This is a genomic window from Pseudomonas sp. PSE1(2024) (genome assembly GCF_050990555.1).
Classification (GTDB): Bacteria; Pseudomonadota; Gammaproteobacteria; order Pseudomonadales; family Pseudomonadaceae; genus Aquipseudomonas; species Aquipseudomonas aphyarum.
The window spans coordinates 6,270,683-6,286,084 of the sequence record NZ_CP158967.1; the positions used below are offsets into that span (position 1 = coordinate 6,270,683).

Here is a 15,402-nt window from a genome sequence, read left to right on the forward strand (position 1 = left end):
AGCCAGTGCTTTTCACTGTATAAGCGCCTATATTTGGCGACAATTCTCGGCAAAAACCCTTTTCACGGAGGCGCATCCCCTATGCGTACCAACACTCAGACCAAACGTGAGCTGGACAAGATCGACCGCAACATCTTGCGGATCCTGCAGGCGGACGGGCGGATTTCATTCACCGAGCTGGGCGAGAAGGTCGGGCTCTCCACCACGCCATGTACCGAGCGGGTGCGGCGCCTGGAGCGCGAGGGGATCATCATGGGCTACAACGCCCGCCTGAATCCGCAGCACTTGAAGGGTAGTCTCCTGGTGTTCGTCGAGATCAGCCTCGACTACAAATCCGGTGATACTTTCGAAGAGTTCCGACGTGCGGTGCTGAAATTGCCCCACGTGCTGGAATGCCATCTGGTGTCAGGGGATTTCGACTATCTGGTGAAGGCGCGGATTTCCGAGATGGCCTCGTACCGCAAGCTGCTGGGCGACATCCTGCTCAAGCTGCCGCATGTGCGCGAGTCCAAGAGCTACATCGTGATGGAAGAAGTGAAAGAGAGCCTGAGCCTGCCGATTCCGGACTGATCGCTCAAACCAGCACCTGCCGGTTTTCAGCCATGTACTCGAACACCTGCTGCTCGACCCGTGGGTGAATCAGCTCCACCGGCCGCCGGCCGTTGGGGCACGGCAAGGTCTGGGTGGTGCCGAACAAACGGCAGATCAGCGGCCGCTCGTCATACACCGTGCAGCCATTCGGCCCCAGGTGCACACAGTTGAGCTCTTCCATGGCTGCGTCCTGCTCGGCGCGGGTCTTGCGCGGCAGGCGGGACATTTCCTCGGGCGAGGTGGTCACCGGCCCGCAACAGTCATGACAGCCCGGCACGCATTCGAACGTGGGAATCTGCTGACGCAGGGTGCGGATTTTCTGACTGTTGCAGCTCATTGCAGCGGTAACCGGAGCGAAATAGGCGGCAATTGTGCCGCAAAAGCCGTGATCCAGACACCACGGGCCGACCAATGTTGCCCGGCCTCGGGCCTGCGGCTTATGCTCCGTCAAATTTTCTCGACACCCGCTCAGGATGACGCCCATGAATGCCCGCGCCCAAGCCACCGCGAGCCAACCCCACGTTGCCTCTTATTACGCCGCCAGCAGCCTGCCGCAGCCCGATCATCCGGTGCTGCAAGGTGAACTGATCGCGGACGTGTGCGTAGTTGGCGGCGGTTTCTCCGGGCTGAACACCGCGCTGGAACTGGCTGAACGGGGTTTGAGCGTGGTGTTGCTGGAGGCGCACCGGATCGGCTGGGGCGCCAGCGGCCGCAACGGCGGGCAGCTGATTCGCGGGGTCGGTCACGGCCTTGATCAGTTCGCCAACGTGATCGGCGCCGACGGCGTGCGTCAGATGAAACTCATGGGCCTGGAAGCGGTGGAAATCGTCCGCCAGCGCGTCGAAAAATTTCAGATCCCCTGCGACCTGACCTGGGGTTACTGCGACCTCGCCAACAAACCTTCCGATCTGGAAGGTTTTGCCGAGGACGCCGAAGAGCTGCGCGGCCTCGGTTATCGCTACGAAACCCGACTGCTGCAAGCGAACGAAATGCACACCGTGGTCGGTTCCAACCGCTACGTCGGCGGTTTGATCGACATGGGTTCCGGGCATCTGCACCCGCTGAACCTGGCACTCGGCGAAGCCGCAGCAGCGCAGCAACTCGGGGTGAAGCTGTTCGAGCAATCGGCGGTCACCCGCATCGACTACGGCCCTGAAGTCCGGGTGCATACGGCACAAGGTTCGGTGCGAGCGAAGACTCTGGTACTGGGCTGCAACGCCTATCTCAACAATCTGAATCCGCAACTCAGCGGCAAGGTGCTGCCGGCCGGCAGCTACATCATCGCCACCGAACCCCTGAGCGAAGAACAGGCCCACGCCCTGCTGCCGCAGAACATGGCGGTCTGCGACCAGCGGGTGGCGCTGGATTACTACCGGCTCTCGGCGGATCGCCGCCTGCTGTTCGGCGGCGCCTGCCATTACTCGGGGCGTGATCCAAAGGACATCGGCGCGTACATGCGGCCGAAGATGCTCGAAGTGTTTCCGCAGCTTGCTTCAGCGAAGATCGATTATCAGTGGGGCGGGATGATCGGCATCGGGGCCAACCGCCTGCCGCAGATTGGCCGGCTCGCCGACCAGCCGAACGTGTATTACGCCCAGGCTTATTCCGGTCACGGGGTGAATGCCACGCACCTGGCGGGCAAGCTGCTGGCCGAGGCCATCAGCGGCCAGCACAGCGGCGGCTTCGACCTGTTCGCCAAAGTGCCACACATCACCTTCCCCGGCGGCAAGCATCTGCGTTCGCCGCTGTTGGCGTTGGGGATGTTGTGGCACCGCCTTAAAGAGTTGGTCTGAGCTCGTTCCCACGCTCTGCGTGGGAATGCATCCAGTGACGCTCTGCGTCACAGCGGACGCGGAGCGTCCGGGGCGGCGTTCCCACGCAGAGCGTGGGAACGATCCTTCTAGATCCGCCAGAACGGCTTCAACCCCTCCTCCAGCGCCTGCTCACGGGTAAGCCCGATGTCCTTGAGCTGCTCCGGCGTCAGACGCAGCAACGCCTTGCGCGTGTGCAGACGATGCCAGAACAGGCCCCAGCGACTCAGGCCGGACGGTGCGTTGCGCATGATCTCGTTGCGCGCGTTGTCCTGTTGCCCTGCCTCCAGTTCCTGACTGTGTAACGTCAGCCGCACATCGCTCAAACCGTTCATTTTCATTGCTCCTGTTTACTTGGGTAGCCAGAGATTCCATGATGCGCGGGCGAGCAAAAGCATTACAGATTCAACACATCTGTATTATTTCCATACAGATTTGCTGTCTCTGAGACTGAATTGTCGATTTACGCCGCATCTGTACTGGTTTAACGAATCATCTGCATCGAGGCAGTGCCATGACGCTCTATGTGAATCTCGCCGAACTGCTCGGCACCCGCATCGAACAAGGCTTCTACCGTCCTGGTGATCGCCTGCCGTCGGTGCGCGCCTTGAGCGTAGAACACGGGGTCAGCCTGAGCACGGTGCAGCAGGCCTATCGGATGCTGGAAGACAGCGGCCTGGCCACGCCGAAACCCAAGTCCGGGTATTTCGTGCCGGTGGGGCGTGAGTTACCGGAGCTGCCGGCAGTCGGACGCCCGGCGCAACGGCCGGTGGAAATTTCCCAGTGGGATCAGGTGCTGGAACTGATTCGCGCCGTGCCGCGCAAGGACGTGGTGCAACTCGGTCGCGGCATGCCGGACATCTCGTCACCGACGATGAAACCGCTGCTGCGCGGGCTGGCCCGTATCAGCCGCCGTCAGGACATGCCCGGTCTGTATTACGACAACATTCACGGTACCCTCGAACTGCGCGAACAGATCGCCCGGCTGATGCTCGATTCCGGCTGCCAGTTGAGCGCCAGCGATCTGGTGGTCACCACCGGTTGCCACGAAGCGCTGTCCACCAGCATCCACGCGATCTGCGAACCCGGCGACATCGTTGCGGTGGACTCGCCGAGCTTCCACGGCGCCATGCAGACCCTCAAAGGCCTGGGCATGAAAGCCCTGGAAATCCCCACCGACCCGCTCACCGGCATCAGCCTCGAAGCGCTGGAACTGGCGCTGGAGCAATGGCCGATCAAGGTCATCCAGCTCACACCCAACTGCAACAACCCGCTCGGCTACATCATGCCGGAGTCGCGCAAACGCGCCCTGCTCAACCTGGCCCAACGCTTCGACGTGGCGATCATCGAGGACGATGTGTATGGCGAACTGGCTTACACCTACCCGCGTCCGCGCACGATCAAATCCTTCGACGAGGATGGCCGCGTCTTACTCTGCAGTTCGTTTTCCAAGACCCTCGCGCCGGGATTGCGCATCGGCTGGGTCGCGCCCGGTCGCTATCTCGAGCGGGTGCTGCACATGAAATACATCAGCACCGGCTCTACAGCACCCCAGCCGCAGATCGCCATCGCCGAATTTCTCAAGGCCGGGCACTTCGAACCGCATTTGCGGCGGATGCGCACGCAATACCAGCGCAATCGCGACGTGATGATCGACTGGGTAACGCGCTATTTCCCGGCCGGCACCCGCGCCAGCCGTCCGCAAGGCAGCTTCATGCTCTGGGTCGAACTGCCGGAAGGTTTCGATACCCTGAAACTGAATCGTGCGCTGCACGATCAGGGCGTACAGATTGCCGTCGGCAGCATCTTTTCCGCCTCGGGCAAGTACCGCAATTGCCTGCGCATGAACTACGCGGCCAAACCGACAGCGCTGATTGAGGAGGCGGTGCGCAAGGTCGGCGCGGCTGCGATCAAGCTGTTGGCCGAGGTCGATTAGTCCACCGTAAATGCGCCGTGACCTTCAAACCGTTCCGGATCGGCGGTGCGGCTTGAGGCGTCATCGACCCGCGCATCCAGTTCCATCTCCACTTCCAGCAGGCTGCCCCGGGCACCGGCGTCCGCCTGCCATGGGACGACGTGGATGCCCGGTCGCAGGAAATCACCTTCGACCGGTTGGCCGCTGTCCAGCCGCCAGTGCACCGCCGCACCGTCGAGACGCACAGCCACGATACGCAGTTGCAACGTGCCCGCCGCCCAACGGAAACGTTGCGGATCAGCCGGGGGCGCGGCGAAAGCCCAGCGCGTCAAGCGCACGTCGGGACAGTGCACCCGCAAGTGCACGCTGCGCAGACCAAAGCCCGGGCCCCGGCCATCCAGCGCCGTGCGTTGCAGCAGGTCGGCGCGCGTTGCGCTACCCAGGTTCACGCTCGCGGGCGACAGGCTTGACTGACACGCTTCGGCGCCCGACGCCGGTTCAAATACCAGGCACAGCAGCACGACCAGGACCAGCAGAAATTTCATCAGATGCACTCGTTCAGGACAGCTCGGCCGGCGCGCAGGTGGCATCGACCCGATCGATGAGCGCGCTGTCGTCAGGGGATTCGGAAAGCGGGAAACGCAACTCGCACCGCGTGTTGTCAGGAAGCTGCACATGCAGACGCTGACCGGCTTTTGCGTCGGGCAGAAAAATCGTTCCGGCATCCTGGACCGTTGTCAGGTAGCGGCCCTGCTCATCGTGAACACTCAACCCCTTGGCCAGCCATTGCCGGTCGACGGTCATGGCGTTGAGCAACAATCGCCGGACGGTGACGAGGGAAAAGTCCAGATGCTGCACCGACCCACGGGCCGGCTGCACTTCCTTCACCCCGTCGAGCACTTCGACGTTGCGCGACAGGCTGAGCGGGTCGATTTCCAGCCGTGCGGTCGACCAGGCGGGCAGGCTCGCCGCGACTGCGTGACCCGAACCATCGGTCCAGACCGGTCCTTGGGGCGTGTTCAGTTTTACGCCTGATCGATCACCGGCCTTGAGTACGCCGAAGGTGTCGCGCAGGGGATAAGGCGACAAGGTTGCGCCGTCGCGATGCAGCGCCACACCACCGCGCAGCCCCACGTCGTAATCGGTCGCGCCGGATCGCTGGCCGACGCCGACGTCCAGGCTGGTGTAGCGCGGCAGCGCATTGAAACGCACGCCGTAACTGGCCGCAGTCTCATCGCGGTACTCCGCGTTGGCGCTGTAGGCCAGGTTTTCACCCAGTACGTCGCTGACGGCCACGCCCCGGCGCAGGCCGGATCGATCATCACGGCGCAAATAGCCGCGCAGCCTTCGCTGGCCACCGAGCGCCATTCCCAGCGTCAGGTAAGCGGAGTTGCCCAGGCGATCAGATGCCGTGTCGCCGATGGCACGTTCCAGGTTAAACGAAAGGCTGATGCGCTCGGGCAATGTGCGCGACCACGAGAGGCCAAGACGCGACTGCGACGGCTCACCCTGAGTCGAATATCGCGACCAGGTCGCCCCGAATGCACCCCATTGATCCACCGAGCCGGTGAGAGAAAACACCAGGTGATCGCGACCGGGGGATTCGGCCCGGTGGAGCTCCTGATCCCAGCCGGTGTCTGACAGCGCACGAAAATTCCGGCTCTGGCGCACTGCGACCAGGCTCGTCGACAGGCTCTCGGACAGCGGCGCACTGAGCGTCAGTTGTGTCTGGCTGCCTCCCGCGCCACTGGAGCGGTCATCGGACAGCACCTGTCGCAGGCCCATTGCGTAGCCGCCGGCCCACTGCCGCTGCAGGCCCACTGCCGCTGCAGGCCCCAGCCTGTCGAAAGGTAGTCGGTTGCCGCGAGCAAACCGGCGCTCAGTCGGGTGGCCTGCCCCCAATCCCAATCTTTGCTGAACGCGGTGAAAGAAGGCGTCTGTCGGTCGTCCGAGCCCAGCCGTCGCACCGTGCCCAGCGCAAAGTTGAACCCGCTCGGCCCGGCCCATTGAGCTTCATGGAGGCTGGCCGCCGGCACGCGCAAGCGCCGCGCCTGCCCATCCTGTTCGTGGACAGTCACCTCCAGATCAATCCGGTTGCTCAGCAGCGGCAGTGCTCGCAGCGTGAACGGCCCACTCGGCACCATGGTGGTGTAGATCAACACGCCGTTCTGCCGGACTTCAATGCGGGCCGGCGAATACGCGACACCTTCCACCTGCCCGCGCGCGCCGTCCTGCGCCGCGCGCAACTGGGTGAATGCCGCTTCCGGCACGATCTGCACGCCGTTGAAGGATTCGCCGGCAAACAAGCTCGACGCGAGATTCAATTGCCCGACCTGCAGGCTGGCTTCGGCGTCCTCCAGGGTACGCGCACCGTAGGCATACAGGTGCTCGAACCGTGAGTTGCCGGACGTCGACGTGTAGGACTGTCGGCTGCGCAGCACCCATTCCCCGGCATTCAGGCCGACCTCCGAACCGAGGCTTTGAAACCTGTCGTGCCGGCCTTCATGCTGACTGCCGACCATCAACGCGTCGTAGTTGAAAACGCCGGCCGTACCACCATGGACGAAGTTGTTTGGCGCACGTTCCGCCAGCATCAGACTGTCGGTCGGTACCAGCAGGTCAATCCGTTCGCGTCCCGGGTCCAGTCGCACGATTGCTTCGGGAAATCCCTCCGCCAGCGTCATGCACTGCTCCGGTCGCAACTTGTCCATCGAGGTTGGCGGGCGTACTCCCGCAACGTTCAGCCATTGGGGGTGCAGGCACAGCTCGCCGAGCTCGTTGAACGCCACCCGCACACGGCCTCGGGTATGTCCGTTGACCTCAAGCGCTACGGAATGCTCGCCTTGGATGAAGCGCGGCGCTTCACGAAAGTACGCCGCCAACGCGGGATCGATGCCACGGTCTCTCAACACGCGGGCGTCGAACTCCAGTGACTCGGCCGCCAGCGCACTGCAGTTGGCCGCAAGCAGCAACACGCTCCAACGAACGCAGACCTTCATCAGCGGGTAACCGGCGCGTCGTAATGGTCGACCGCAAATCCGTAGGTGGTGGCCGGGAAGATCCTCACCGCCATCGTCTGTGCCGAGGTGTGCAAGGGCAACTCGGCGTGCAGGCGCTCGCCGGGCAGGATGTAAGTCTTGGGCAGGGTCACCGAGCGGGTGCCCGGCAGAGGCACAATCGTTTTCGCCAGCCGCACCACGTAGGGGCTCGAATTGACGACCTGTACACCGTTGGCATCCATTGACCAGGTCAGCCGCTTCCAGGGCTCACGTTCGACCGGCAATCCGGCAGGGCGCAAAATCACTGGCAGGTTCTGGCGTACACCGAGAGCAACCCGGGCTCCGGCAGCGTCACTGACAGGACTGATCCCCTCAAAGATCACCCGCTTGAGGCGTTCGGTTTTCAACGGTTGCCGGTTTTGCAGAATGAATCGCACTTGCTGAATACCGCCCGGTTCGACCCGGGCAATGGGCGGGGTGAAGATCAGCAGTACATCGTCGCGGTCCTCGATGTTCTCAACAGTGGTGTGCAGCAGTGCGGGATGCGTGTCGGTATTGCGCACGTTCATCACCGCCTCACCCATGCCCTCCTCGACCAACAGCACCGGCGTCTGCGGAACCATTCCGGCGGCGTGGGCCAGCGGCATTGAAAACCATGCGGACAGGCACAGCGGCGCCGTCCTGAGAACAGACTTGAAAGAAATGAGCATCGGGATAATCCGTGAAATCCTGGATGCGATCCGGCAGATGCCGGACCGCGCTCGCGTGCGTCAGTCAGTCCCGGTGCGTGAGAGGCACCGGGACGTCGCCGTCAGAGGTAGAACATGTCGAATGTCACGGAGCCGTCCAGCGGGATTTCGTTGGCAATCGGTAGAGCGTTGCTTGGGCCGATGATCGGCAGCAGGTGCATCGGGAAACCGTGGTGACGGGCGGCAACCGGACCGGTCGCGGCGTTGGCGCCCCACGAGTACAACTGCGGTGCATTGCTGACCAGTGTGCTGGTCGGCACACGCCATGTCGGGAACGCCAGCGTCCGGGTCAGCAATGTCTGCGCATTGCCGTCAGTCTCGGGAATGCCGTGACGCAAGGCGAAACCACCAATGGGCGTACCGTTGATGTCACCCAACCCGTAGAACAGCTCCGGACTGTTCTGGCCAGCACCATCACTGATACCGGGCAGCTTGGTGCCAGCCCGGTTATCGCGCACCGACACTTCCACCGGAGCCGGTGCATCGCAATTGATGTGCAGAGACACATCGCGACCGGCCAGCAAGGTCTGGGTGGTCGGATTCAAAGTCGCTGCCGAAATCTTGCGCAGATCCACCGTGCTGCCACCGGCGAAGGCCGGAATGCAGGACGTCGGAATAATGGTGCCGATGACATTCAGGTCAACGCTTTCTGCCATTGCCATTGTTGGCAGCAGCGCCGCCGCCAGTACTGCAAGACGGTATGTCTTTTTCATAAGCCGTAATCTTCCATTTGATTGACAGTTCAGTCCCTACAAACTTGGTATGTAAGTAAGCGGGCTGATGATTGCGGCTTATGAGAGATAAATCTGTAGGAAACGGGAGCGCTTAAACAGCGAAATCACGACTGGTTCAATAGGTAATTTGAGCTTGGTGGCGGGATCCTACGCTGCCGTGGCCCGATGCTTTGAACCGCCATGTTTCCGGGGTCCGAGATTCAGTACGCCTGAAAGCGCAGATCGATCCCGAACCGGGTCAGATCGGCAACCCGGGTCTGCGCTGACCCTACCCGTCCTTCAAGTTCCACTTCGACGTCCATGCGCTGACCTTCCAGTGCAACGCCCGCCCGCGCGGGAATCAGGCTTTGCCCGGTGGGCCAGACAGCCGCGCCGGATGCGCTACCCGGTTCAAATCCAAGCCACTGCGCGGCCTTGCCATCCACCCGGACAGCCATCACATGGACCCTCAACGCCCCTGCGCCAAACCGATAGTCCACGGTATCCGCGGCCGGCGCCGCCAGGTCGAGTCGCAGCGCAACTGTCCGTTCACACTGAACGGTGATCTGCACCCGTCGGCGCCCGAAACTCAGCTGGTCATTATCCAGGGGCTGCTGCAGCAACTGACCGCGCGTCATCGCTCCAAAATCGATGGAAGGCTGCCCCAGCCTGACTGCACAGCCCGACTGCGCCTGTGCCTGATCGGCGATAAACACGGCACTGAGCAATGCCAGACCGATCGTGCCGGTATTCAAACGATGCATGGTGACTGACTCCTTAAACCGCGTGGCAGGTGGCTTGCGCCGTTTCATACAGCGATTGGGTGTCGGGCTGTTCGCCGAGGCTGTAGACCAACCGGCAGCGACTGCCATCGGGCAGCACCACGTGCAAACTCGTGCCTGGCCGGACATCGGGCAAAAAGATCGTGCCGGCCTCCAGTACGTTGGTGATGTACTGACCCTGCGCGTCGAAAACGGCTCCGCCCTTGCGCAGAAGAACGTTGTCGGCGGTGCGCGCCTGCAACAGCACGCGCCGCGCGGTGACCATGTCGAACGCCAGATGCGCGAAGGCGCCACGCCCGGCTTCGACCTCTTGAAAAGCGTTGTGCACATCGACATTGCGTCCCAGGCTGGCCGTGTCCAGCTCGACCCGTCCTTTGCTGTACGCCGGCAGACTCGCTGCCACGGCGTGTCCGGAATGATCAGTCCAGACCGGGCCTCGCGGGGTGTTCAACCTGACGCCGGCGCTGTCGCCGGCCTTGAGCAAGGCGAAGGTTTCGCGCAGCGGATAAGGCGACAGCGTTACGCCACCACCGTGCACCAGCGCACCGCCACGCAGGCCGATGTCATAGTTCTGGCTATCGGCACCACTGCGCGAATAGCCCATATCCAGCTGGCTATAGCGGGGCAACAGATTGACCCGTCCGTTGAACCCGGCGCTACCGTCATCCGGCCGTTCGGCGCCGATGCTGTAAGCGAGGGTGTCGCTGAACTGTTCATTGAATCGCAGACCGCTGCGGGTGCCGCTCACGTCGTCGTTACGCACGTAACCGCGCAAGGTCTGGCGCGCGCCCAACGGCAGGCTGACACTCAGATAAGCCGCTGTGCCACGAGCATCATCGGAGGCTCCGGCAACATCACGCTCAACCGTAAATGTCACATTGGCCCGCCGAATACTCTGCGACCAGGCCAGGGCAACTCTGGACGTGGCCGTCCCGTCAAACAGGGAAAACCGCGAGTAGCTGGCAGAAAAGCCTCCGTACACCGGACTGCTGGTGCTGAGGTTTGCCGTCAGTTGATTGCGTACTCGCTGGAACGGTCGATCATTGCGCGAATCCCAGGTGGTGTCCGACAGCGTGCGGAAACCCTGGGTCTGCTGGGTCAGCGCAACACTTGTCGACAACCGTTCACTCAACCGACCGCTGGCCGTCCACTGCAATTGCGTGCCGGACACGGCCTGATCCTGTGCCCGGGAAATCACCTGGCGCCCACCGAGTATCAGCCGATCACCGATGCCGCCCTGCATTGCCCAGCCCAGCGACTCATAGCCTGTGCCAAACATGGCGCCGGCCGTGACCTGCCCGCGCGAGCCCAGCCGCCAGTCCTTGCTGGCAGCGGCAAAGGACGGCGCATCACGCTCGTCACCGGCGTAGCGCCTCACCTGACCGACCGCCAGCCCATAGCCTGCCGCCCGGCCCGTCATCCCGCCCCGCAACTGCGTCGCCGGCACAATGAAACGCCGCTGCTGACCGTCCTCTTCATGCACCGTCACTTCCAGATCCACGCTCTGACTGAGCAGCGGCAAACCCACCAGTGTGAACGGCCCGCTGGGCACCACCGTGGTGTAGATCAGCGCACCGTTCTGGGTGACTTCGATTCGCGCCGCGGAATAGGCGATGCCTTCAACCCGCGCACCGGAGCTGTCATCGTCCAGCGCCATCAGGGCCAGTTCCGGTTGCACCTGGAAGCCGTTGAAGGCCTCACCGGAAAACAGCGGCGAGACCATGTTCAACTGACCCAGTTGCAGGTTGGCCTGATAGCGTTCCGAAGTGTGCGAGGCGTAGGCATACAAATGCTCGAGGCGATTCTCTCCGGCGAACTCGCTGTACACCTGCCGACTGCGAAACGACCAGTCCGCCGCATTCAGGCCCAGCTCGGCATTCAGATTGCGGAACTGCGAAGACTGGCCGGCGAAACGGCTGCCCAGCAGCAAGGCGTCGTAGTTGAACAGACCTGCCGTACCCCCGTTGAGGAAGCTGCGACGAACCGGGCGATCAGGCACCAGCGCATCGGTGGGCAACAGCAGCGAGATATGTTCCTGCGACGGATCGGCTTGTACCACCGCACCCGGAAAGTACCGGGCGAACAGTTCGCATCCCGAATCACCCGTCGACTCGACGTGATCCGCCGCCCGAAATCCGCCCCGCTCCGGAAGTGAAGGCGTGAAACACAACTCGCCTTCGGCATTGAACGCGACCTGCACCTGCCCCTTCGCAACGCCGTTGACCGATAGCGAGACTGACTGCACGCCCTCGCGAAAACGTGGCGCCTGACTGAAGTATTCGGCCAGGCGCGGATCCAGCCCGCGTGATTTCAATACATCCTGATTGAACTGCACGGACAGCCCCTCGGCGCTTCTGGCGACAGGGGCGGTGCCGAGAACGATGATCAACGCCGCGCCGGCCAGACAACCTCGATGCATCAATCCGTCACCAAAGGAGCATCGAAGTGCGCAATGGCGAAACCGTAGGTGGTCACTGGAAACAGTCGCACCTGGAGCGGCGAACCGCTCGGATCAGGCGTCCCGCTCAAGGTCAGTTGCTCGCCGGGCAGCACATACGTGCGGCCCAGATCCATCTCTTTGTTGTCGGGCAGCAGCGTCACCGAATGGCCCAGCCGCACCACGTACGGGCTGGGATTGCGCACCTGAATGTCAGTGCCCTGTCGCGACCACACCAGATGCTTCCAGGGCTCGCGGTCGACCGGCAGATTCGCCGGGCGCAGGATCGCCGGAATGTTCTGGCGCAGGCTCAGACTCACCTGCGCCTTGCCCGTCGAGTCCTGCGGAGCGATCCCCTCGAAGATCACGCGCTTGAGGCGTTCGGTCTTCAAAGGCTCTGCACTGCGCAGGATGAAACGCACGCGCTGCGTTGCCCCGGGCTCGACCCGTGCCACCGGCGGTGTCAGCAGCAGCAATGACTCGGTATCTTGCGGCACGTCTTCGACAGACGTGTGCAGGAGCGCGGGATGCGACTCGCTGTTGAACACATTGATACCGGCCTCACCCACGCCTTCGTCGAGCACAACGACAGGCGTCTCGGGAACCATTCCCGCCGCCCGGATCGGGCCGGGCACCCAAAAAGAAACCAGCAGCACACTGGCGATGGCTTTTCGCACAAAGGCGTTCATGACGTTGTCCACGGGCGAGCGCGCAGCCGGCATCCGTGCCGGGCCACAGGCCAGCCGATAACATTGATTGGAAAGGACAGGCCCCGGAAGCGACCGGTGCCTGTCGATGATTGGCGCGTTGCGCGCTCTGTCAGAGGTAGAGCAGCTCGAACGTTGCCGAGCCGTTGAGCGCGATTTCAGAAGTAATCGGCAGGTTCGCCGACGGGCCGATGACCGGCACCAGCGTCATGGGAAAGATGTGCACGACGCCCGGCGTCGGGCCTGCGGCCAGGGATCCTCCCCACGAATAGCGAAGATTGCCGCCATCCGCATTTTTTCCGACCAGCGTGGCCGTATCGGGGGTGTCCCAGTTGGCCATGCCCCCTTGCTTGTACATGATCATCGAAGGTTTGCCATCGACGGTGGGTGTACCGTATCGCAGGCCGTAACCACCGATCTTGGCGCCCGCGACTTGTCCGATTCCGTAGATGTACATCGCCCAATCGGTGCCATCCACGACGATACCGGGCAGCTGGGTATGTGCCTGGTTGTCATGCACTTTGATGGCCATCGGCGCATTTGCCGAACAACGGATGCTCAGCGTTACATTGCGGGTTTGCAGCTCGGTCTGCCGGTCGCGATTCAGTGACCCGGCGGGGATGTCCCCTAACTCGACCGTATTACCGTCAGCAAAGGACGGCGTACACGAGGTCGGGATGATGGTGCCGGTGATGGTCAGGTCTGCACCATCGGCCATGGCCAGTGCCGGACACAGGGCGCTTGCGACAGCGATTGCACGAAAGGTCTTGCGCATGAAAATTCTCACTCCATAAGAATCGAAAGATGACAGCCAGCTGCGCTTCTTCTGCTGAAAAACAGGAAACGTCCTGCTTCAGAATCAGCGTTGTCATTATTCCGATTGCCTCCCGGCAGTGATGTAAGGCGAGAGTGTATTGCGCGCTGGAAAAATCGCTGCGGGCCGTAGCTGACGTCGGCCGGAAAAATCCTCGACTTGTTTAAGAAACGGCCTCCTGCCGACAGCCATGAGCTACAAACCGCTCTGCTTCAAGGATCGGATTGACTGCCCTTTTCGAACAGGCAACAGGCGGCGTGCGCCGTGCCATACTCCTGACCTCGCCCACACCCGGAACGACCCGACTTGAGCCCCAGACTTTCCCTGCCATTTGCACTGATGTTCGTCCTGCTGCTCGCCGGGTGCGCTTCGCTGGATGTCCCGCGCGAACCGAGCCAGGCACTGCCGGCGTCCGACTCCGCGTTCGGTCGTTCGATCCAGGCCCAGGCGGCGCCCTACAAGGGCCAGTCCGGCTTTCGTCTGCTGTCCAACAGCACCGAAGCCTTCACCGCCCGCGCCGAGCTGATCCGCAACGCTCAACGCAGCCTCGATTTGCAGTACTACATCGTCCATGACGGCATCAGTACGCGAATGCTGGTGGAAGAAGTGTTGAAGGCCGCCGATCGTGGCGTGCGGGTGCGGATCCTGCTGGATGACACCACCAGCGACGGCCTCGACCTGATCATTGCGACTCTGGCGGCGCATCCGCAGATCCAGATCCGCCTGTTCAATCCGCTGCACCTGGGGCGCAGCACCGGCGTGACCCGGGCGGCCGGACGGCTGTTCAACCTGTCGCTGCAACACCGGCGGATGCACAACAAGTTGTGGCTGGCGGACAACAGCGCGGCCATCGTCGGCGGACGCAATCTGGGCGACGAATACTTCGATGCCGAGCCCAACCTGAACTTCACCGATATCGACATGCTCAGTGTCGGGCCGGTGGCCGAACAGCTCGGGCACAGTTTCGACCAGTATTGGAACAGCGCCCTGAGCAAGCCGATCGACGAGTTCCTCTCCAGCAAACCCTCGGCCAAAGACCTGCAGAACACCCGCACACGCCTGGAAGAATCACTCGAAGAAACCCGCAAACAGAATCATGCGCTGTATCAGCAGTTGATGACCTACCGCACCGACCCGCGCATGGACATCTGGCGCAAGGAGCTGATCTGGGCGTGGAACCAGGCGCTGTGGGATGCGCCGAGCAAGGTACTGGCCAAGGGCGAACCCGATCCGCAACTGCTGCTGACGACCCAACTGGCACCGGAGCTGACCGGCGTCAGCAAAGAACTGGTGATGATTTCTGCCTACTTCGTGCCGGGGCAGCCGGGGCTGGTCTATCTGACCGGCCGCGCGGATGCCGGCGTGTCGGTGAGCCTGCTGACCAACTCGCTGGAAGCCACCGACGTGCCGGCGGTGCACGGTGGTTATGCGCCGTATCGCAAGGCGTTGCTGGAACATGGCGTGAAGCTGTTTGAGCTGCGGCGCCAGCCCGGGGATAACGACGGCAGCGGCCCGCACCTGTTTTACAGCAAGTCCTATCGTGGCTCGGACTCGAGCCTGCACAGCAAGGCGATGATCTTCGACGGGAAGAAGTCGTTCATCGGCTCGTTCAATTTCGACCCGCGCTCAGTGCTTTGGAATACTGAAGTCGGCGTGTTGGTGGACAGTCCCGAACTGGCAGCCCACGTGCGCGAACTGGCCTTGCAAGGCATGGCGCCGGCGCTCAGCTACGAAGCGAAACTGCAGGACGGAAAAGTGGTGTGGGTCACCGAGGACAATGGCCAGATGCACACGTTGACCAAGGAGCCCGGCAGTTGGTGGCGGCGCTTCAATGCGTGGTTCAGCACCACCGTGGGACTGGAGCGGATGCTGTAGCAGCCCGCT

15 protein-coding genes are annotated in these 15,402 nt (G+C 62.5%); 4 read left to right on the forward strand and 11 right to left on the reverse strand.

Annotated features, from left to right (window positions below; genetic code table 11):
- Window positions 1-81: 81 nt before the first annotated feature.
- Window positions 82-570, forward strand: coding sequence for an Lrp/AsnC ligand binding domain-containing protein (locus ABTV87_RS28650; RefSeq protein WP_003177284.1), 489 nt, complete (start codon window positions 82-84; stop codon window positions 568-570).
- Between the two features lie 4 nt (window positions 571-574).
- Here ABTV87_RS28650 and ABTV87_RS28655 read toward each other — a convergent pair whose 3' ends face one another.
- Window positions 575-928, reverse strand: a complete 354-nt coding sequence (locus tag ABTV87_RS28655) for a YkgJ family cysteine cluster protein (protein ID WP_085606094.1) — start codon at window positions 926-928, stop codon at window positions 575-577.
- Between the two features lie 145 nt (window positions 929-1,073).
- Between ABTV87_RS28655 and ABTV87_RS28660 the strand changes: the two genes are divergently transcribed.
- Window positions 1,074-2,384: an NAD(P)/FAD-dependent oxidoreductase gene (locus ABTV87_RS28660; protein ID WP_207984318.1), complete on the forward strand. Its 1,311-nt coding sequence runs from the start codon at window positions 1,074-1,076 to the stop codon at window positions 2,382-2,384.
- 107 nt (window positions 2,385-2,491) lie between these two features.
- On the opposite strand, the gene ABTV87_RS28665 is transcribed toward ABTV87_RS28660, so the two are convergent.
- A complete protein-coding gene (locus ABTV87_RS28665; RefSeq protein ID WP_007954481.1) occupies window positions 2,492-2,737 on the reverse strand; it encodes a DUF1127 domain-containing protein in 246 nt (81 codons plus the stop codon).
- Between the two features lie 179 nt (window positions 2,738-2,916).
- Between ABTV87_RS28665 and ABTV87_RS28670 the strand changes: the two genes are divergently transcribed.
- Window positions 2,917-4,338, forward strand: a complete 1,422-nt coding sequence (locus ABTV87_RS28670) for a PLP-dependent aminotransferase family protein (RefSeq protein ID WP_007954479.1) — start codon at window positions 2,917-2,919, stop codon at window positions 4,336-4,338.
- Here the strand turns inward: ABTV87_RS28670 and ABTV87_RS28675 are convergent.
- From ABTV87_RS28675 to ABTV87_RS28715, 9 genes are all read right to left on the reverse strand, one after another.
- Window positions 4,335-4,862: a hypothetical protein gene (locus ABTV87_RS28675; RefSeq protein ID WP_433898723.1), complete on the reverse strand. Its 528-nt coding sequence runs from the start codon at window positions 4,860-4,862 to the stop codon at window positions 4,335-4,337. The genes ABTV87_RS28670 and ABTV87_RS28675 overlap by 4 nt on opposite strands.
- Before the next feature lie 13 nt (window positions 4,863-4,875).
- On the reverse strand, window positions 4,876-6,102 hold the full coding sequence (locus tag ABTV87_RS28680) for a fimbria/pilus outer membrane usher protein (protein ID WP_433898724.1): 1,227 nt from the start codon (window positions 6,100-6,102) through the stop codon (window positions 4,876-4,878).
- A complete protein-coding gene (locus tag ABTV87_RS28685; RefSeq protein ID WP_433898725.1) occupies window positions 6,036-7,316 on the reverse strand; it encodes a fimbria/pilus outer membrane usher protein in 1,281 nt (426 codons plus the stop codon). The genes ABTV87_RS28680 and ABTV87_RS28685 overlap by 67 nt, the downstream gene beginning before the upstream one ends.
- Window positions 7,316-8,026, reverse strand: coding sequence for a fimbria/pilus chaperone family protein (locus ABTV87_RS28690; protein ID WP_258712614.1), 711 nt, complete (start codon window positions 8,024-8,026; stop codon window positions 7,316-7,318). The genes ABTV87_RS28685 and ABTV87_RS28690 overlap by 1 nt, the downstream gene beginning before the upstream one ends.
- A 101-nt stretch (window positions 8,027-8,127) precedes the next feature.
- Window positions 8,128-8,778, reverse strand: coding sequence for a DUF1120 domain-containing protein (locus tag ABTV87_RS28695; RefSeq protein WP_433898726.1), 651 nt, complete (start codon window positions 8,776-8,778; stop codon window positions 8,128-8,130).
- A 221-nt stretch (window positions 8,779-8,999) separates the two neighbouring features.
- Entirely contained in the window at window positions 9,000-9,542 is a 543-nt protein-coding gene (locus ABTV87_RS28700; RefSeq protein WP_433898727.1) for a hypothetical protein, read from the reverse strand.
- Between the two features lie 13 nt (window positions 9,543-9,555).
- Window positions 9,556-11,979, reverse strand: coding sequence for a fimbria/pilus outer membrane usher protein (locus tag ABTV87_RS28705; protein WP_433898728.1), 2,424 nt, complete (start codon window positions 11,977-11,979; stop codon window positions 9,556-9,558).
- Window positions 11,979-12,686 carry a fimbria/pilus chaperone family protein gene (locus ABTV87_RS28710; RefSeq protein ID WP_085606110.1) on the reverse strand — a complete coding sequence of 236 codons (708 nt, stop codon included), beginning with the start codon at window positions 12,684-12,686 and terminating at the stop codon, window positions 11,979-11,981. Before ABTV87_RS28710 ends, ABTV87_RS28705 begins: the two co-directional genes overlap by 1 nt.
- Before the next feature lie 130 nt (window positions 12,687-12,816).
- Entirely contained in the window at window positions 12,817-13,479 is a 663-nt protein-coding gene (locus ABTV87_RS28715; protein ID WP_085606112.1) for a DUF1120 domain-containing protein, read from the reverse strand.
- A 378-nt stretch (window positions 13,480-13,857) separates the two neighbouring features.
- On the opposite strand from ABTV87_RS28715, the gene ABTV87_RS28720 reads away from it, so the two are divergent.
- The gene (locus ABTV87_RS28720; RefSeq protein WP_433899878.1) at window positions 13,858-15,393 is read left to right on the forward strand and encodes a phospholipase D family protein; all 1,536 of its coding nucleotides are present in this window, start codon (window positions 13,858-13,860) and stop codon (window positions 15,391-15,393) included.
- The last annotated feature ends 9 nt before the right edge of the window (window positions 15,394-15,402 follow it).